Raw genomic sequence first — 18,078 nt, forward strand, 5'->3', positions numbered from 1 at the left:
CGCGAGTGCCCTCCGGCCACGACAGTGGACAGAGGGCACCTGCATGCAATCCGATCGGCGGAGCCGATTGGACCTGCCGGAAGGGATGACTACTCGGCGGATCCGCTGGACAGACCCGAGAGTGAACCGGTGGACGAGCCCTCGCCCTTGCCGGACAGCGATTCGGTGGGAACGGACTTGAGGAAAGCTCCGAGCGCGGTGAGCAGGGGTCCGAGGGTGCTGAGTGATCCGAACATAGGAGGTTCTCCTGTATGTGAGGTGATGTGATGTTCCAGCGCCATTCCGGCCGCAGGCGGTGGCCGAGATGGTTCGGGAACTTCTGCCGCACGGATGGCTGAACCGCCCCCCGAACAACATCCCGAGCTGTGATGTAGCGCACTTACTTGGCGCTGCCTGCATTTATAGACCGGCTTTCCACACTTGTCTAGCTACCTAATAGCTATCAATGCGGACTTTCGGTCACACCTTTACGGATAATTGCAGTTCAAAGCGCAAATTCACCCTCTAGAATGTCCCATAATGTGATTTAGCTCACAGTGAAAAGCCGAAAAGTGTGACCCGCAGACAACTGCGAGCCACACTTTCGGACAAACTGGACTTACTTATCGGCCGCCGATCCCGTCCCAGGGGTGAGAGAGCCACCACCGAGTGCCGTGAACAGGTCCTTGAGCACCGGAATGAACGTCTTGACGACGCCGCTGAAGTCTTCGAATGAACCCATGTCGGGCCTCCTTTTGTCGGAATGCAGTTGAGATGAAGTGAGGACCGAGAACTACTCGGCGGCCGAACCGGCCGAACCCGAGCCGTCTGCCGATCCCGCGTTCAACTTGGTCACGAATGCAAGAACGCTCTTGAGGAAGGCGTCGAGATTCTGAATCGAGGTCATGCGACTACTCCTGTGTTGTTTCGGAAGATTTCTCGAGGTCGACGTCAGGAGTTCGAGCTCGCGGTGTCCAGCCCCTGAAGGGTTTTGAGCATGTTGACCAGGGGCAGAAGCTGGAGAATGCCCCAGCCCATACCGTTGGCCTTGAGGAGGTTTCCGAGGGATCCCATATGTGACTCCTTGCATGAATATCTATGACGCGGCGCACGTTTTGTTCGCTCCACGTCTTTGTAGCCAAGCTAAATACGTACGTCCAGTTTGTTTCTGTCCAAGCGAAAACGTGACACATTGGATGAATATGTAAACCTGCAGTTCAGGTGCTGTGACCTGAATCCAATCTCGAATTCGATTGTGTTCGAGATCACAGTCGATTAGGACAAAAGGATGCAATCGTCAGAGTCGGTGCCAACCTCGACCGCGATCTGTCATACCGTGTGCGTGTGATCAATCGCGAACGAGCGGCAACCGAGGCAACTCACCGGGAACCGTCGTGCTAGCAAAACTCCTCAAGACGTACCTGCCGCCGTACCGCTGGTTGCTTGCCGGGGTCCTCGCACTGCAACTCTTCGGGGCCATCGCGTCGTTGGTCCTCCCCACACTCAACGCGCGGATCATCGACGACGGCGTCGCCCGAGGCGACACCGGATTCATCATGTCCACCGGCGGGATCATGCTCCTGGTCTCGCTTGCGTCGATCATCGCGTCGGTCGCATCGACCTATCTGGCTGCAAAATCGTCGATGGGCTTCGGCCACGACGTTCGAGGCGCCTTTTACAAGGCAGTCGGCAGTTTCTCGGATCGCGAATTCAACAGTTTCGGTGCGCCGACGCTGATCACACGCAACACCAACGACGTCCTGCAGATCCAGGCCCTGGTCATGCTGACGTCCTCGATGCTCGTCAGCGCCCCACTTATGTGCATCGGCGGCATCATCATGGCTCTGCGCGAGAACCTGCAGATGTCCTGGCTCCTGACGATTTCGGTACCACTGCTCGGCATCACCGTCTCGGTCGTGGTGGCCAAGCTGATCCCGCATTTCCGGACGATGCAGACGCGGATCGACAACATCAATCGATCACTGCGCGAACAGCTCACCGGTATGCGTGTCATTCGCGCCTTCGTTCGCGAACCCGACGAAACGATCCGCTTCGACAAGGCCAACAAGGAACTGACCGACACTTCGCTCCTCATCGGCCGGTACCAGGCGGTTCTGCTGCCCACCGTCATGTTGATCGCCAACCTGTCGAGCGTCGCGGTGCTGTGGTTCGGCGCGCATCTGGTCGATACCGGAGACATGCAGATCGGCCAGATCAGCGCCTTCCTCGCCTACGTCATGCAGATCCTGATGTCCGTGGTCATGGCGACCATGTTGGCCGTCGTGATCCCCCGCGCGGCCGTGTGCGCCGACCGCATCACCGAAGTGCTCGACACCGAGCCGACCGTGCCCGCGCCGGCCCAGCCCCTTCGCCCGACCAGCCCCTACGGCGTTGTCGAGTTCGGTGGAGCCGGATTCACGTATCCGGGAGCTGAAACGCCGGTCCTGTCGAATGTCTCGATGCGATGCATGCCAGGAACGGTCACCGCGATCGTCGGCAGTACCGGTAGTGGCAAATCGACCCTCGTCTCACTCATCCCCCGGCTCTTCGACGTCACAGCCGGCGCCGTCCTGGTCGACGGCTTGGACGTCCGTGGCTGGGATCAGGACGAACTCTTCGCCAACTTCGGATACGTGCCCCAGAAGGCCTATCTGTTCGCCGGCACGATCGCGAGCAATATCCGCTACGGAAACCCGACCGCCACCGACGACGACATCTGGGCAGCCCTCACCATCGCCCAGGCAGACGACTTCGTCCGGGAGCTGTCCGACGGTCTCGAGTCACCGATCGCCCAGGGCGGCGGCAATCTCTCGGGCGGACAAAAACAACGTCTCGCCATCGCCAGAGCGGTGGTCCGCAGACCCCGGATCTTCGTCTTCGACGATTCGTTCTCCGCTCTCGACATGCATACGGACGCCGCGGTCCGACGCGAACTCCGGACGGTTTCGACTCATTCGACGGTCATCATCGTGGCTCAGCGCGTCGCATCCATCATCGATGCCGACCAGATCATGGTCCTCGAAGACGGTGCGCCGGTCGGCCTCGGCGACCATCAGTTCCTTCTGGCCAACTGTCCGACGTACCAAGAGATCGTGGCTTCCCAGATTCCCGCGGAGATGAGCGCATGACCAGCCCGCAGGACCCGACATGGGGCGGCCCCAACAGCCAGTACTTCGACGATGCCCCGACGGTGGTGTTCGCCAAGATCCCGAGCGAACCTGAATCCGCGGACGGGGATGCGAAGTCGAGTAACCCCGAGACCCCCGACAAAGAGCCGAAGCCCGCGCTGACCGCGACTGACACCAAACCTCGCCACTTCAAGGCGACGATGAAACGGCTTCTCTCGCTTCTGCAGCCGCACAAGTTTGCGGTCTTCTGTGTCGTCGTTGCGACGATCGCCAGCATCGCGCTGTCGGTCGCAGTGCCGAAAATCCTCGGTCACGCGACAGACCTCATCTTCGCCGGGTTCATCGGCAAGAGCCTGCCCGCCGGACTGACCCGCGAGCAGGCCGCAGACGCCATCCGGGCATCAGGGAATTCGACGTTCGCCGACCTCGTCGCCAACTCGACCGACGTCGTTCCCGGTGTGGGTCTGAACTTCGACGCCATCGGCAAAGTCGTCATGCTCGCGATCGGCGTGTACTTGCTCTCGTCGCTGCTTGCCTGGTTGGAAGCATTCCTCCTCAACATCATCGTCCAGAAGACCATCTACAACCTGCGTGCCTCGGTGGAGGCGAAGCTTCACCGTCTCCCCCTTCCATACTTCGACAAGACACCGCGCGGCGAGATCCTCAGCCGCGTCACCAACGACATCGACAACATCTCGTCGACGCTGTCGTCGACGTTGACCTCGCTCCTGACGTCGGTGCTCACCGTCCTCGGCGTCCTGACGATGATGTTCGTCATCTCTCCGATGCTCGCCCTGATCGCACTGATCGCGGTGCCGGTATCGGTGCTCCTCGTTGCCAGGGTCGCCAAGCGAGCACAGGTGTTGTACAAGGCTCAGTGGACCGAGACGGGCAAGATCAACGCGCAGATCGAGGAGAACTACAGCGGTCGCGACCTGGTACGCGTGTACGGGCATCAGGCCGAAGCCGAGCGTGAATTCGCCGAGCAGAACAAGAAGCTCCTCGACGCGTCCTTCGGCGCACAGTTCCTCTCCAGCCTGATCATGCCGGTCATGAACTTCGTCGGAAACATCACCTACGTGCTGCTCGCTGTGGTCGGCGCTCTCAAGGTCGCCAGCGGCAACATGTCACTCGGTGACGTTCAGGCGTTCATCGTCTATTCGCGCCAGTTCAGCCAACCACTCACGCAGATCGCGTCCATGTCGACGAGCCTGCAGTCCGGAGCAGCGTCGGCCGAGCGGGTCTTCGAGCTTCTCGACGAACCCGAGCAGTCGCCCGACATCGACGTGCCACTAATGCCCGAGCCTGCCGGACGCCATCGCAACGTCGGACACATCGAGTTCGAGAACGTCTCGTTCCGCTACGAGCCGGACAAGCCGTTGATCGAGAACGTGTACCTGACGGCTCGGCCCGGGCAGATGGTCGCCATCGTCGGACCCACCGGTGCCGGCAAGACCACCTTGGTCAACCTGCTCATGCGCTTCTACGAAGTCGACTCGGGCCGAATCACTCTCGACGACGTCGACATCTCGCAGATGCGCCGCTCCGACTTGCGCAAGCACGTCGGCATGGTCCTGCAGGACACCTGGCTCTTCGGCGGAACGATCCGCGACAACATCGCGTACGGCCGGCTCGACGCCAGTGAATACGAGATCCACGAAGCCGCACGCGCTGCCTTCGTCGACCGCTTCATCCACACGCTCCCGGACGGGTACGACACCGTGCTGGACGAGGAGGCATCGAACATCAGCTCCGGCGAGAAGCAGCTCATCACGATTGCCCGAGCATTCCTGTCGGAGCCGTCGCTGCTGATTCTCGACGAGGCGACCAGCTCGGTCGACACACGTACGGAACAGCTTGTGCAGCAAGCAATGTCCGCGTTGCGCGTCGGGCGCACCAGCTTCATCATCGCGCACCGGCTCTCCACCATCCGTAACGCCGATCTGATCGTCGTGATGGAGGCGGGCAAGATCGTCGAGCAGGGCACACACGACGAACTCATCGCAGCGGCGGGCGCGTACTTCCGTCTCTACAACGCTCAGTTCGAGGGTGCCGCCGTCTAGTGATCGGCGCCTCCCTCGGCGGACACAGTGCCCCGGAGCACACCTGACCGATTCGACACGTTACCGTCGAGTCAGGAGTGTTGTCACCGTCTGAATTGGGAGTGCGTGTGTCTGCAGAAGCTGTGGAGAAGAAGGGCCCGCTCGCGGGCATTCGGATCGTGGAATTCGCTGGATTGGGACCGGGCCCGCACGCCGCGACGCTTTTGGCGGACATGGGCGCCGACATCGTCATCGTGCAGCGCGCAGGGCAGATTCCGCAGGACTCGAACGCAACCGACCAGATCAAGCGCGGCCGCCGCATCGTCGAGGCCAACCTGAAGGATCCGGCCGACGTCGCCAAGGTTCTCGATCTCCTGGGCCGCGCCGACGTCCTCATCGAGGGCTTCCGCCCCGGCGTCATGGAACGCATGGGACTCGGACCCGACGTGGTGTCGGAGCGCAATCCGCGCCTCGTTTACGCCCGTATGACGGGCTGGGGACAGGAAGGACCGCTCGCCAACGCCGCCGGTCACGACATCAACTACATCTCACTGACCGGTGTCCTCAACGCCATCGGACGCAAGGGTGAACGCCCCGTCCCGCCGCTCAACATGGTCGGCGATTTCGGCGGCGGTTCCATGTTCCTGATCTTCGGCATTCTGTCGGCTCTCGTCGAGCGCTCGACGTCCGGTAAGGGCCAGGTCGTCGACGCGGCGATGGTCGACGGAACCCTCGCGCTCTCGCACATGATGTGGGCATTCCGCGGTCGCGGCGTCTGGTCCGACGAGCGCGGCGTCAACCTCCTCGACACCGGCGCTCCGTTCTACGACACCTACGAGACCTCCGACGGCAAGTACATGGCCGTCGGATCCATCGAACCGCAGTTCTACGCATTGTTGCTCGAGGGCCTCGAACTCGATCCCGCGACGCTCCCTCACCAGATGGACACGTCCAAGTGGGACGACATGAAGACGCTCTTCACCGAAAAGTTCTTGTCCAAGACTCGCGACGAGTGGGCCAAGATCTTCCTCGGCACCGACGCCTGTGTCTCCCCTGTCCTGACTTTCGCCGAGGCTCCGTCCAACGAACACATCGCAGCCCGCGGTTCACTCATCGAACTCGACGGCGTCACTCAGCATGCTCCCGCACCGCGCTTCTCGCGCACGCCCACCGCGACGCCCGCTGCGCCGGCGCGTGAGGCGACGGATATCGACACGGTCTGGACCTAGGGCCTTCGGCCCCGTGCGCGGTTAAGGAGCCTCAGGACTCTCTAACCACGCACGGGGCGTCAGCCCAACCTGTAGAACCTGAACATCTCGTGCTCGATCGGGAGCACGTCAACCCGCTCGAAACCGGCCGCCTTGGCATAGCTTTCGAGTGTCGAGTGCCTCATCACCGTCCCGGTGGCAACGCTCCCCGGATGCGACAGGCTGTCCGGTAAGCAGCAGGTCAGCGAAAATCCGTACAGCAATTGCTCGATCGGACCCGCCTCGGGATCGAACACATCTGCCGTTCGTTCGTCCATGACGATCACCGGAGCGCCCGGCTGGGCAATCGCCCGAGCCGTGGACAGAAATCCCACCGGATCCGGAACGTCGTGAAGGCATTCGAAAGCGAACACGGCATCGTAGGTCCCGGCATCGACTCGCCCGGCCTCAGGAGCCTGTCCGGCGACGTCGACCAACGAGAAATGTACTCGGTCGTCCACCCCACGATCGTGGGCGTTACGACGGGCAGCGTTCACCGATGCCGCGTCGACGTCGAAGCCGTGCACTTCGATCTTCGGGTATCCGAGGGCGAGCGCGATCGACGACCAGCCCTCCCCCATCCCGAGATCAGCGACCTGCCCGCCGCCGACAAGTATGGCGTGCAGGTCGGTGACTACCGGCAGGAACTGCTGACAGAGCTGCTGGAGATACATCGGCCGGTTCAGCAGCGCCTGGCCCTCGCGAGCATCGGGGCCCATCGATTCCCACGTGACTCCCCCGCCGTGACGATAAGCGTCGAGTAGACGCGGCATCGACGACGTCGTCGCGACGAACAGCCTCGCCAACGGCGCCAGGAAAAGCAGGTTCTCGTCGTCGACCAGAACATCGGCGTGGGCCTGCGGCAGGCTGTACCGGCGATCGGCATCCGAATTGACCTCCACATAACCGGCGACGGCCTGCTGCTCGAGCCACTCCCGCGCATACCTTTCGACGGTCCCGGTCCGGTCCGCCAGCTCCGTCGACGTGAGCGGGCCGTGATCGCTCAGCGCGCGGTACCAGCCCAACCGGTCGCCCAGATACACAGCCTGCAGCTCCGACGCCCCGAGCGTGGCCGCGAACAATCGTTCTGCGAGCGCGTCCGCCGCACTTGTTCCCGCTGCGCCTGTACCGTCTACCGCCGTCATGCCCTACCTCCTGGTTTCACACCACTTTCAGGGTGTGTACCCAGTTCTCAGACGACGACCATTCGTTGGTCTGCCGTGTCGCGATCCGTCGCGAGGGTGTCGTACGCAGCGGCGATGGACGCGACGCCGCGAATGAGGTCCTCGGGAGAACGTGCGTACGGCACGCGGATGAATCGTTCGAACGCACCTTCAACGCCGAAACGGGGGCCGGCGGCAAGGAGTACACCGAAGTTGGGTGCCACCGCCGCCAACGCCGTCGAGACTGGTGCGGACATTCGCATCCAGACCGACATTCCACCGGAGCCGATGGTGGGACGCCAGTCGGGCAGATGCTCTGCCACTGCACCGAGGAGTACCGCACGCTGTTCTCGCAGCACTTCGCGACGCTGTTCGAGCAACGAGCGGTCGTCGGCGAGCAAGTAAGCGGCTGCCAACTGATCCATGACGGGAGTACCGAGGTCGACCGCGGCGCGCGCCCCCACCAACTGGGTGATGAGCGCGGCATCGGCGCGAATCCAACCGACACGTAGCCCGCCCCACAGCGACTTCGCCGTCGAACCGAGGGTCACCACTTCGGTTTTCGCCGCGCCTCGCCCATGTGAGGCGACCGGCGCCGGCGGCGGTGCGTCGAGCCACAGGTCCACCATCGTCTCGTCGACGACCAGAGTCATTCGCGTTTCGTGCGCAATCTTCGCAAGCTCTGCGCGGCCGGAAGAGTCCATGCAGAGGCCGGTCGGGTTGTGAAAGTCGGGAATCAGGTACGCCATTCTGGCAGCGGTTTGCCTTGCTGCACTTCGAATCCCGTCGCGATCCCAGGCTCCGGCCGCCGCGAACTCCGGTCGGACCGGAACCGGTACGGGCCGAGCGCCGTTTCGCCGAATCGCTTCCAGCGCATTGGGGTACGTCGGATGATCGACCAGCACTCGCTCGCCGGGTGAGGTGAGCACCGACAGCAACAATCGAAGCGCGTGCTGCGCACCCGAGGTCACCATGATCTGTTCGGCGGTGGTGGGAAGACCCCGCGCAGTGTAGCGCTGCGCGATCACGTCACGCAAGTCGGCGATCCCGACCGGTTCCATCCCGTGCGTGGGCAGGAAGTTCGGAAGTTCCTGCAGCGCAGACGCATACGCCAGTTCGACCTGAGCGGCGGGAGCTGCCATCGCCGCGTAACTGAGGTCGACGACGGGCCCACTCGGCCCCGGTTGGTGGGAGCGGAACATCAACCCGTTCGGCCGCGCGCCGGCGGGCAAAGCCACGGTGCTTCGCGAGCCCTGCCGGCTGATCAGATACCCCTCGTCTCGCAGCACCGAGTACGACGACGTGATCGTGGTCCGACTGAGTTCGAGCACCGCCGCGAGTTCACGCTCACTCGGCAGTGCGACCCCCAGCGGAACGCGACCGTCGTGCACGAGCAGGCGGATACCGTCGGCAAGCGCACGGTACGCGGGCCTGCGTCCGGACTCTTCCTGCCAGGACCCCAGATCGCGCGCAAGCGAACGGGCACCGAGAACTCGAGTCATCATGCAGTCCAGTATCGACAACTTGGCTATGTAACTCAATACCAGTCGAGTTGATCATATGTCCATGACTACCTTCGCAACCCTGATCGGCATCGGACTCTTCGTGGCGCTCGTCTACTTCTTCGCGCCCGCTGAAGGTGAAGGTACATACATTCGTTTGGAGCAGTTTCGCCTGGCAGCACCCCTCGGCGGCATCTTCCACGACAAGACTTCAGGCCGCGAGATCGACTCTGTCAGACCTCCGTGCGATTGTGATCAGGGGGAAGAATTCACTGATCTCAGTCCAGTTGCGTAAAACTGGACTCTTTTCGCACTCAGAAAGTCTCCAGAGAGGGATTGCATGCCGGCTTCCAAAAAGATCCTCTACATCGATCTCGACAACACCTTGGTCAACTTCCAATCGGGCATCGATCGCCTGACCGACGGCGTCCGGGAGAAGTACAAGAACGAGCTCGACGAAGCGCCACACATCTTCTCTCGCATGGATCCTCTCGACGGTGCTATCGACGCCTACCACCAACTGGCGCAGCAGTTCGACACCTACATCCTCTCGACAGCGCCGTGGAAGAACGCCACAGCCTGGCACGACAAGGTTCTGTGGGTCCAAGAGCACCTCGGCATGGAGGAGGGCAGCGTCGCGTACAAACGTCTGATCCTCTCGCACCACAAGCACCTCAATCGAGGCGAGTACCTCGTCGACGACCGCGGAGCAAACGGCACAGATCGATTCGAGGGCGAGTGGATCAAGTTCGGCAGCACCGAGTTTCCCGACTGGAAGACCGTCACCGCACACTTGTCGAAGCTGGCTTGAAACACGAATCCCCGCTCCTGCTTGCAGGAGCGGGGATTTCGAGGGAACGAACTAGCGGACGATCTCGCGCCGGACGATCGTCTCGTCGCGGCCGGGACCGACACCGATGCAGGAGATGAACGCACCCGAAAGCTCTTCGAGCCGAAGCACGTAGTTCTGCGCATTCTGCGGCAGTTCCTCGAAGGTGCGAGCCTCCGAGATGTCTTCCCACCAGCCAGGCATCTCTTCGTAGATGGGCTTGGCGTGGTGAATGTCGCTCTGCGACATCGGCATTTCGTCATGGCGGACACCGTCCACCTCGTACGCGACACAGATCGGCACGGTGTCGAGGCTGCTCAACACGTCCAGCTTGGTGAGGAAGTAGTCGGTGATGCCGTTGACGCGCGTCGCGTAACGCGCGATGACAGCGTCGAACCATCCCGTACGACGAGCGCGTCCTGTGGTGACACCGACCTCGCCGCCCTGCTTCGCCAGGTATGCGCCGTGATCGTCGAACAGCTCCGTCGGGAACGGACCGGAACCGACACGCGTCGTGTACGCCTTAAGGATTCCGAGCACCGTGGTGATCTTGGTGGGACCGATGCCCGAACCGACCGCCGCACCACCTGAGGTGGGGTTGGACGAGGTCACGTACGGGTACGTGCCGTGGTCGACGTCCAGCAGAGTGCCCTGCGAACCTTCGAGCAAGACGGTCTCGCCGCGCTCGAGGGCGAGGTTGAGCTCCAGGCGCGTGTCCGAGATGCGGTGCTTGAAACCCTCGGCCTGCGTCAGTACCTCTTCGACGACCTGCTGCGGGTCGAGTGCCTTGCGGTTGTAGATCTTGACCAGCACCTGGTTCTTGAATTCGAGTGCTGCTTCGACCTTCTGGGTCAGGATCTTCTCGTCCAGGACGTCCGCAGCACGGACACCGACACGGGCGATCTTGTCCTGGTAGCACGGGCCGATACCGCGGCCGGTCGTGCCGATCTTCTTCGCTCCCAGGAAGCGTTCGGTGACCTTGTCGATGGCCACGTGGTACGGCATGATCAGGTGCGCATCAGCAGAAAGCAGCAGGCGGGACGTGTCCACACCGCGCTCTTCCAAGCCTGCCAATTCAGTCAGCAACACACCCGGGTCGACGACGACACCGTTACCGATGACGTTGTTGACGGCGGGGGTGAGGATTCCGGACGGGATGAGGTGCAGTGCGAACTTGTCACCGTTCGGCAGAACCACGGTGTGTCCGGCGTTGTTACCGCCCTGGTATCGCACGACCCACTGAAGCTGCTCGCCCAGTAGATCTGTAGCTTTGCCCTTACCTTCGTCGCCCCACTGGGCGCCGATCAGGACGATTGCCGGCATGACGTTGTCTCCTACGGTCGACGTGCAGCAGTTGTCCCGCCGCATTGGTACTGCCTGGCTTCCGCGCACATGATGCAGCGCCGAACTGTTGCAGTGACCGAAGGAGCAGTCTAGCCCAGAGCACCAGACCAGACCTGACGGTCCAGAATTTGGCCGGTGACCATCACGATTGCGAGTCGACACAGAGACTCGCACTAAGATCGTCGGCAGTGATTCGGACGGCCATTTCGGGGAAGGGTGGCGAGGTCCCACTACCCGAGAAGAAGTCTTGATCGAGCTAGGAGTGGCTTTGACCCCTGTGGTGCTCAAATGTGGCGATTCGCCGGTTCCACTCCCCCTGGGTGAACTCACGTCGTTCACTGTCCCTGAACTTCCGGAGAAGCAGGACTTCGACGAGGCCCTGTCCCAACTGCAGGTCGTCACGGAGCCTCGCTTGATCGTCGTGGGTAACGACGGCGCGTTTGCCGCGGCATTGACACGGTTGATGCGACTGGAGCGACTCAACGTCGAACTCGCCTACGTCACCGAGAACAGGTCCGACGCAACCGACGCGTACAAACTCGCAACCGGTGCCCGGGCTGCGCGCACGGCGTTGAAAGGCACAGTCCACACCGTGCCGCTCATTCGCGACGACGCCGGAATCGCGCTGGTCGGTGCGGCAACTGTCACGGGTCCGGCCGATGCCGCCGAATTGATCGGCGAGGCGTACGTCGACGACAACAAGCTGTTCTCCGGCACAGTCCCCGGTATCCGGATTGTGCCGAGCCCCAAGCTCCCCGGGATCAAGGCATCGGTCGACCGCAAGAGCCGCTGGAGCGGGCGACGCTGGCTGGAAGGCCGAGCCATTCAGCTGGGCTCGCCGGCAGCGCGTCTGGTTCGCGACGGCGTGGCCAACCCACGCGATCTCAAGCGTTCGACCTTCTACCGGCACGACAAGACTTGGTTGTTGGTCAGGTGAGAACCGGAGCAGCACGGTCGGCGGTTCGTCCGAGCCCTGTCTTCCTGGGCGTAGTTGCGATCACCGTCATCGCCGGAGTTGTCGCCTGGAACTCGACGTGGGGTTCCATCGCGGGCCGTGCGGGTGTTTTTGTCCTCGTGGTCGCAGGCTGGGTGGTCACGCTGTGCTTGCACGAGTTCGCCCATGCATATCTGGCGTGGCGTCACGGAGACACCGACGTCGAGGCTCGTGGTTATCTGACGCTCAACCCGCTCAAGTACAGCCATCCGATGCTCTCGATCGGTCTGCCGGTGCTGTTCATCGCATTGGGCGGCATCGGGCTTCCCGGCGGCGCCGTGTACCTGCGCACCGGGATGTTCCCGCCCAAGGTGCAGGCGCGAATATCGCTCGCCGGTCCGTTCACGAACGCCGTCGCCGCGGTGATCCTCCTCGTCGTCATACGTACGTACGGCTCATCGGCCGAGCATCTGACGTTCTGGGCCGGCCTCAGTTTCCTGGCCTTCTTGCAGGTCATGGCAACAGTTTTGAACCTACTTCCAGTCCCCGGTCTGGACGGTTACAACGCGCTGGAGCCCTACCTCGCGCCCAACACACGACACCAGCTCGACCAGTTCAAGCCGTACGGACTGCTCTTGCTGGTTGCGCTCCTGTTTGTCCCGCAGATCAATGTCGTCTTCTTCGATGCGATCTACTGGATCTTCGAACTGAGCGGTGTGTCCGACTACTACGCCATGCTCGGTAACGCCCTCATGCGTTTTTGGACGTGATCGAGTGCACTGGAGGAGACTCGTGAGAGTCTGACATTTCAGACATTCATTCTTCTTCAGGAGAGCATCGATGATTGCGACGTCATTTCAGTCCGGCGGAGTGGAGTACACCCTCACGCGGGCCGAGATTCGACACGTGGAAGCACTGATCGACTTGCTCGCCGACGACCCGATCGGGAGCACCCGGGAGACGACCAACCCCGAGGCCCGAACGATCTACGAGGACGCATTCAAGCGAATCGACGAGGATCCGGCGCAACTCCTCGTCACCGTTCTGGTCGGTGACGCGGTAGTCGGCACCATGCAATTGACCTTCATTCCGGGTATGAGCCGAATGGGGGCGACACGACTGCAGATCGAAGCTGTTCGCGTCCACGAGGATTACCGGAGCAAGGGCATCGGCAGTTCGATGATCCGTTGGGCCTGCGAAGAAGGTGCCCGGCGCGGCGCGTTCCTGGCGCAGCTCACCTCGGATCAAACTCGCAAGGAAGCCCACGACTTCTACGAGCGACTCGGATTTGTCGCCTCCCACGTCGGGTTCAAGAAGTCGCTGAGCTGACACACAGCCACCCAGCCAACCACCCAGACTCCCAAACGCGGGCTCGAGCACCGGGGCATGGTTGTGCCCCGGTGCTCGCGTCTCGAGTTGTTTCACTTCAGGCTGCTGTCGGTGGACTGTTCCCGCCGATCGGCTGCTGATACGGATCGATCGACATCGGCGGATAAAACACCGACTTCCGATCCGGGCCGATCTCCACCCGCCACTCCGTATGATGCAGCGTCCGATGGTGGTGACCGCACAACAAGATCAGATTGTCGAGATCTGTTGGGCCACCATCATTCCAATGAACAATATGGTGAGCATCGCACCACCCCGACGGTGTCCCGCACCCCGGAAACGCGCACCCACCATCACGAACTGCCAACGCCCGCCGCTGCGGCACCGTCGCTGTTCTGGCTTCCTTGCCGCAGTCGAGCGGAACACCATTCTCGTCCAACAAGATCCGCGTCACGGTGCAGTCGCACGCCAACATCCGGGCAGTGTCGATACTGATCGGGCCCACCCAATCCGCCCACGCAAATCCCAGCTCCTCGGTGGACGGCAACAGGTCTTTCAGAACTTTAAGGTCCGTCATGTCTTTCGCGGACGCGGTGACCGTGATGTGTGGTTTCACGCCGCCCCCGATCGGACCTAACCCCGCTCGCTCGTACCGGCGCAACAGTTCGCAAAACCCGCCCGCCCGCCGTAATGCCGGAGTACGCGTGTCCTTCACGCCATCCTTCTCCGGCGTCGGCGCCGACAAACTCGACAACAACGTGATCAGACGCGCCCCGTTCACAGCATCCAAGTCACCCTTCACAGACACACGCCCGTACAAGCCTTTCGAGGCGTAGAACTCGTTACGCTCCGAATCCTCGCCGACCGGAACACCGTCCTCACGCTTGCCGTACTGCTTCTCGATCCGCCGGATCGCCGCCCGCACCGCATCACAATCCGCGATGTTCTTCGACGCCAACCCCAACAGAATCCCGCGAGCCTTCTCCACATCCGCCGGCGTCATGTTCTTCGGCGGATGCTGACAAAACGACGCCACCTGACGCGCTTTCAACGCATCCACATCACCACGATGAAACGCATCGCCCACAACAGGTTCGAGCATCAACAACCGCGCCAACCCGACCAGCAGACTGCACTCACCGATCTCCAAATTCGTCGAACCATGCAACCACTGCGCGATCGCCCGAAAACCCTTCCCACCGAGAACCTCCCGGGAAAACATCTCCACGATCAGCAACACCATCCGCGACTGCAACTCGTGCCGGACACGCACCAGATCCAGAACCTCACTCTGGAGGTCCTCACCATCCAGCTGCCATGCTTCCCGACTGTCCATGCTCAAAGTTTAATCGAACATACTTTCGATAACCAGGGACATAACGGACAACTTCAAGAAGACCTACACTCGAGAGCTGTTGAGATGCATTGCTATTCGCGCAACCGCCGACGCGATTCGTTGACAGAGACTCGCAACTCCCCCAAAGGCACTTCACGACCCGACTCACTGCGCACCTCGACGCGAACACGCTCGCCAGTGGCGTCCTCCGCCACCTCCAACGGTCCGCCTTTTCCGCCGTGCAGATACTTGTCTCCCCACTGCATCAGCGCAAGAACCGCCGGCAGCAGGTCACGGCCCTTCTCGGTGAGCACGTACTCGTGCCGCGTCCGCTTTCCAGGCTCCTTGTACGGCACACGCTCGAACAGTCCCGCCTCAGTGAGTTCTTTCAGCCTTGCCGACGCAACCGCCTCGGTGATGCCGACTCGCGACGCGAAGTCGTCGAAACGCGTTGTGCCGTAATAGGCCTCTCGCAGAATGAGCATCGCGGACCGGGTGCCGACCACTTCCATCGCCCGCCCGATCGAACAGTGCGTGGCCCGCCAGGCGTCGCGATCTTCGAGCACTCCGGTCAGTCGTACAGCGTCCATGCAATTCACCATACCCCCTGGCTTGCCATAACCATAGCCAGAGTCTAGATTGCTGACTATGGAACTTCATAGCCAGCCAGTGCGGACTGGGCCGCTCCTCGCAATTCTGTCGGGAGCGCCGTTTGTCGCCAGCCTCGATCTTTTTGTGGTCAACGTGGCCTTCGGCGACATCGCCAAGAGCTACCCGGGCCACTCACTAGGCGAGTTCAGTTGGATCCTCAACAGCTACGCGATCGTCTACGCCGCGCTTTTGATCCCCCTCGGACGCTGGGCGGACCGGATCGGGCACAAGCGCGCCTTCATCGCCGGCCTCGCACTGTTCACCGTCGCCAGCGCCGCCTGCGCTTTCAGTCCGTCATTGTGGGCACTGGTGGCATTCCGCATCGTTCAGGCAGTCGGCGCCGCAGCGCTCACCCCGGCCAGCCTCGGCCTCCTGATCAGTGCACTCCCGGCTGCGAAACGTCAATCCGGCGTACGCATCTGGGCGGCAGCCGGCGCGGCCGCTGCGGCATTCGGCCCCGTCGTAGGCGGCATTCTCGTCGAGGCGTCGTGGCGCTGGGTCTTCCTGATCAATGTGCCAGTCGGGATCGTATTGCTCTACTTCGCAATCCGACTCGTCCCGGATACAACACACAAGGACTCCGATGCCGGGATCGACTTCGTCGGCGCCGCCCTCCTCACCGTCGGAATCGGCTCTCTCGCGCTGGCACTCGTCCAGGGACCTGATTGGGGATGGACCGACAACCGCGTTCTGATCGCCTTCGCCGTCGCCGTCGCGACGCTACTTTCGTTCTGGTGGAGCAACTCTCGCCATCGCACTCCGTTGATTGCTCCCGACCTTCTGAAGATCCGCTCCTTTGCCTGGTCCAACGTCACCGCCATCCTGTTCAGCGCGGCATTTGCTGCCGGACTGCTCTCGAACATCCTCTGGCTGCAAGAAGTTTGGGGATACTCGGCATTGCGCACCGGCTTCGCCGTCTCGCCGGGTCCGCTTCTGGTTCCGCTGTTCGCGATCGCCGGTGGATCGCTTTCGCGCAAGTACTCGGCGGGACGCGTCGCCGCACTCGGCAGCCTTCTGTGGGCCGTCGGAACGGTATTGGTCCTCGTCTCGGTTGATTCGACGCCCAACTACGCGACCGGACTCCTGCCGGGCTGGATCATCGCCGGGATCGGTGTCGGCCTTGCCCTGCCGACCATTCTGTCGCAGGCCACGGCGGATCTTGCACCTGCCAGATCGGCCACCGGTAGCGCAATCGTCAGCATGAGCCGACAGATCGGAACCGTTCTCGGCGTGAGTGTTCTGATCGCGGTTCTCGGCTCCTCCGTCGACCCCGACACCTTCCGCCAGGCCTGGTGGGTGATCTTTGCCGTCGCGCTTGTGTCTGCCCTGGCATCGCTGGGAATGACGCCTTCGACCACACCCACCCCAGTTGTCCCTGCTGAATCCGCCATCCCTGAAAGGAATTTGTCATGAGAGACGCAGTTATCGTCGAAGCCGTTCGCACTCCGATCGGCAAGGGAAAGGCGAACGGCGCCCTGCACGGCATCAACGCCGTCGACCTCCTCGCCCACAGCCTCAAAGCGGTAGTCGAGCGCACCGGGATCGATGCCGCGCTGATCGACGACGTCATCGGCGGCGCGGTCAGTCAAGTCGGTGAACAGAGCCAAAATGTCACTCGCACCGCCCTTCTCGCCGCCGGCTACCCCGAGTCGGTACCGGGAACCACCGTCGACCGACAATGTGGAAGTAGCCAACAAGCAGTTCATTTTGCTGCTCAGGGCGTTATTGCCGGTGCGTACGACATCGTTGTCGCTGCCGGAGTCGAGTCGATGAGCCGAGTCCCGATGGGCTCGAGCAGCGTCGGGCGCGAGTCACTCGGTGTAGGTTTCGAAGAGCGTTACCCGGACGGACTGGTACCGCAGGGCATCAGCGCCGAATTGATCGCTGCCAAGTGGGGACTGAGCCGCACCCAACTCGACGAATTCTCGGCGTCGAGTCATCGGAAAGCCGCGCTGGCAACCGAGAGTGGTTACTTCACCAAGGAACTCGCCACGCTCCCGCAACTGTCGGTCGACGAGGCCGTCCGCCCCGGCACCACGGTCGGGACCCTTGCCGGCCTACGGACCGCCTTCGAATCCGACTACTACGCCCAGCGATTCCCACAGATCGACTGGTCCATCACCGCGGGCAACAGCAGCCCGCTTTCGGACGGCAGTTCGGCGGTGATGATCACGACCAGTGAGATCGCCGCGAAACTCGGCCTCACCCCGAAGGCACGACTGCACAGCTTCGCTGTCGCCGGCGACGATCCGCTGTACATGCTCACGGGGGTCATCCCGGCCACCGAGAAGGTCTTGGCCCGTGCGGGGTTGACGGTCTCGGACATCGATCTGTTCGAGGTCAACGAGGCGTTTGCCCCCGTCGTCCTCTCGTGGGCAGCGGACACCGGCGTCGACCTGTCCAAGGTGAACGTCCACGGCGGCGCCATCGCGCTCGGCCACCACTAGGTGGCAGCGGAACGCGGATCATGACCACCCTGGTCAACGCGATGGAGCAGCGCGGCGCGCGCTACGGACTCCAAACCATGTGTGAGGCAGGTGGGCTGGCCAACGCAACCATCCTGGAGCGCTTGGGCTGAGCGGTCACCGCTGGAC

General features: G+C 62.3%; 17 protein-coding genes and 1 pseudogene. 10 read left to right on the forward strand and 8 right to left on the reverse strand.

Annotated features, from left to right (window positions below; all coding sequences use genetic code 11):
• Positions 1-89: 89 nt before the first annotated feature.
• The 3 genes from QMA15_RS11760 to QMA15_RS11770 form a co-directional block, all read right to left on the reverse strand.
• A complete protein-coding gene (locus tag QMA15_RS11760) occupies positions 90-236 on the reverse strand; it encodes a hypothetical protein (RefSeq protein ID WP_007726811.1) in 147 nt (48 codons plus the stop codon).
• Between the two features lie 362 nt (positions 237-598).
• A complete protein-coding gene (locus tag QMA15_RS11765; protein WP_019749478.1) occupies positions 599-721 on the reverse strand; it encodes a hypothetical protein in 123 nt (40 codons plus the stop codon).
• Positions 722-930: 209 nt separating this feature from the next.
• Positions 931-1,053 carry a hypothetical protein gene (locus QMA15_RS11770; RefSeq protein WP_003944443.1) on the reverse strand — a complete coding sequence of 41 codons (123 nt, stop codon included), beginning with the start codon at positions 1,051-1,053 and terminating at the stop codon, positions 931-933.
• A gap of 320 nt (positions 1,054-1,373) precedes the next feature.
• Here QMA15_RS11770 and QMA15_RS11775 point away from each other — a divergent pair, with 320 nt between their 5' ends.
• From QMA15_RS11775 to QMA15_RS11785, 3 genes are all read left to right on the forward strand, one after another.
• Positions 1,374-3,107, forward strand: a complete 1,734-nt coding sequence (locus tag QMA15_RS11775; RefSeq protein ID WP_021333951.1) for an ABC transporter ATP-binding protein — start codon at positions 1,374-1,376, stop codon at positions 3,105-3,107.
• Positions 3,104-5,170, forward strand: a complete 2,067-nt coding sequence (locus QMA15_RS11780; RefSeq protein WP_021333950.1) for an ABC transporter ATP-binding protein — start codon at positions 3,104-3,106, stop codon at positions 5,168-5,170. Before QMA15_RS11775 ends, QMA15_RS11780 begins: the two co-directional genes overlap by 4 nt.
• A 107-nt stretch (positions 5,171-5,277) precedes the next feature.
• Positions 5,278-6,378, forward strand: a complete 1,101-nt coding sequence (locus QMA15_RS11785; protein WP_020968820.1) for a CaiB/BaiF CoA-transferase family protein — start codon at positions 5,278-5,280, stop codon at positions 6,376-6,378.
• A 59-nt stretch (positions 6,379-6,437) separates the two neighbouring features.
• On the opposite strand, the gene QMA15_RS11790 is transcribed toward QMA15_RS11785, so the two are convergent.
• Both QMA15_RS11790 and QMA15_RS11795 read right to left on the reverse strand, forming a co-directional pair.
• Positions 6,438-7,541, reverse strand: coding sequence for a class I SAM-dependent methyltransferase (locus QMA15_RS11790; protein WP_020906655.1), 1,104 nt, complete (start codon positions 7,539-7,541; stop codon positions 6,438-6,440).
• A 47-nt stretch (positions 7,542-7,588) separates the two neighbouring features.
• The gene (locus tag QMA15_RS11795) at positions 7,589-9,064 is read right to left on the reverse strand and encodes a PLP-dependent aminotransferase family protein (RefSeq protein ID WP_290284590.1); all 1,476 of its coding nucleotides are present in this window, start codon (positions 9,062-9,064) and stop codon (positions 7,589-7,591) included.
• 61 nt (positions 9,065-9,125) lie between these two features.
• Between QMA15_RS11795 and QMA15_RS11800 the strand changes: the two genes are divergently transcribed.
• Positions 9,126-9,356 carry a hypothetical protein gene (locus QMA15_RS11800; RefSeq protein WP_021333949.1) on the forward strand — a complete coding sequence of 77 codons (231 nt, stop codon included), beginning with the start codon at positions 9,126-9,128 and terminating at the stop codon, positions 9,354-9,356.
• A gap of 45 nt (positions 9,357-9,401) precedes the next feature.
• Positions 9,402-9,872 (forward strand): 5'-3'-deoxyribonucleotidase, encoded by a 471-nt coding sequence (locus QMA15_RS11805; RefSeq protein WP_021333948.1) that lies wholly within the window; start codon positions 9,402-9,404, stop codon positions 9,870-9,872.
• A gap of 51 nt (positions 9,873-9,923) precedes the next feature.
• Here QMA15_RS11805 and QMA15_RS11810 read toward each other — a convergent pair whose 3' ends face one another.
• On the reverse strand, positions 9,924-11,213 hold the full coding sequence (locus QMA15_RS11810) for an adenylosuccinate synthase (protein ID WP_003944351.1): 1,290 nt from the start codon (positions 11,211-11,213) through the stop codon (positions 9,924-9,926).
• A 283-nt stretch (positions 11,214-11,496) separates the two neighbouring features.
• On the opposite strand from QMA15_RS11810, the gene QMA15_RS11815 reads away from it, so the two are divergent.
• The 3 genes from QMA15_RS11815 (at position 11,497) to QMA15_RS11825 (ending at position 13,497) form a co-directional block, all read left to right on the forward strand.
• Complete coding sequence (locus QMA15_RS11815) at positions 11,497-12,171, forward strand: hypothetical protein (protein ID WP_019749469.1); 675 nt, start codon at positions 11,497-11,499, stop codon at positions 12,169-12,171.
• A complete protein-coding gene (locus QMA15_RS11820; protein ID WP_019749468.1) occupies positions 12,168-12,938 on the forward strand; it encodes a site-2 protease family protein in 771 nt (256 codons plus the stop codon). Before QMA15_RS11815 ends, QMA15_RS11820 begins: the two co-directional genes overlap by 4 nt.
• A 70-nt stretch (positions 12,939-13,008) precedes the next feature.
• Positions 13,009-13,497, forward strand: coding sequence for a GNAT family N-acetyltransferase (locus QMA15_RS11825; protein ID WP_021333947.1), 489 nt, complete (start codon positions 13,009-13,011; stop codon positions 13,495-13,497).
• 97 nt (positions 13,498-13,594) lie between these two features.
• Here the strand turns inward: QMA15_RS11825 and QMA15_RS11830 are convergent, their stop codons facing one another.
• Positions 13,595-14,833 (reverse strand): HNH endonuclease signature motif containing protein, encoded by a 1,239-nt coding sequence (locus QMA15_RS11830; protein ID WP_290284591.1) that lies wholly within the window; start codon positions 14,831-14,833, stop codon positions 13,595-13,597.
• Positions 14,834-14,925: 92 nt separating this feature from the next.
• Positions 14,926-15,423, reverse strand: a complete 498-nt coding sequence (locus QMA15_RS11835) for a helix-turn-helix domain-containing protein (protein ID WP_031332331.1) — start codon at positions 15,421-15,423, stop codon at positions 14,926-14,928.
• Positions 15,424-15,481: 58 nt separating this feature from the next.
• Between QMA15_RS11835 and QMA15_RS11840 the strand changes: the two genes are divergently transcribed.
• Both QMA15_RS11840 and QMA15_RS11845 read left to right on the forward strand, forming a co-directional pair.
• Complete coding sequence (locus QMA15_RS11840; protein WP_031332330.1) at positions 15,482-16,897, forward strand: MFS transporter; 1,416 nt, start codon at positions 15,482-15,484, stop codon at positions 16,895-16,897.
• Positions 16,894-18,062 (forward strand): annotated as a pseudogene (locus QMA15_RS11845) (thiolase family protein). The gene QMA15_RS11840 and the pseudogene QMA15_RS11845 overlap by 4 nt, the downstream one beginning before the upstream one ends.
• Positions 18,063-18,078: the final 16 nt, after the last annotated feature.

Source organism: Rhodococcus sp. APC 3903 (assembly GCF_030407755.1).
Taxonomy (GTDB): domain Bacteria; phylum Actinomycetota; class Actinomycetes; order Mycobacteriales; family Mycobacteriaceae; genus Rhodococcus_F; species Rhodococcus_F erythropolis.

Coding starts and splice junctions, on each gene's coding strand:
- QMA15_RS11760 (WP_007726811.1), bottom strand. CDS start 236: ATGTTCGGATCACTCAGCACCCTCGGACCCCTGCTCACCGCGCTCGGA.
- QMA15_RS11765 (WP_019749478.1), bottom strand. CDS start 721: ATGGGTTCATTCGAAGACTTCAGCGGCGTCGTCAAGACGTTCATTCCG.
- QMA15_RS11770 (WP_003944443.1), bottom strand. CDS start 1,053: ATGGGATCCCTCGGAAACCTCCTCAAGGCCAACGGTATGGGCTGGGGC.
- QMA15_RS11780 (WP_021333950.1), top strand. CDS start 3,104: ATGACCAGCCCGCAGGACCCGACATGGGGCGGCCCCAACAGCCAGTAC.
- QMA15_RS11790 (WP_020906655.1), bottom strand. CDS start 7,541: ATGACGGCGGTAGACGGTACAGGCGCAGCGGGAACAAGTGCGGCGGAC.
- QMA15_RS11795 (WP_290284590.1), bottom strand. CDS start 9,064: ATGATGACTCGAGTTCTCGGTGCCCGTTCGCTTGCGCGCGATCTGGGG.
- QMA15_RS11800 (WP_021333949.1), top strand. CDS start 9,126: ATGACTACCTTCGCAACCCTGATCGGCATCGGACTCTTCGTGGCGCTC.
- QMA15_RS11805 (WP_021333948.1), top strand. CDS start 9,402: ATGCCGGCTTCCAAAAAGATCCTCTACATCGATCTCGACAACACCTTG.
- QMA15_RS11810 (WP_003944351.1), bottom strand. CDS start 11,213: ATGCCGGCAATCGTCCTGATCGGCGCCCAGTGGGGCGACGAAGGTAAG.
- QMA15_RS11825 (WP_021333947.1), top strand. CDS start 13,009: ATGATTGCGACGTCATTTCAGTCCGGCGGAGTGGAGTACACCCTCACG.
- QMA15_RS11830 (WP_290284591.1), bottom strand. CDS start 14,833: ATGGACAGTCGGGAAGCATGGCAGCTGGATGGTGAGGACCTCCAGAGT.
- QMA15_RS11835 (WP_031332331.1), bottom strand. CDS start 15,423: ATGGACGCTGTACGACTGACCGGAGTGCTCGAAGATCGCGACGCCTGG.
- QMA15_RS11840 (WP_031332330.1), top strand. CDS start 15,482: ATGGAACTTCATAGCCAGCCAGTGCGGACTGGGCCGCTCCTCGCAATT.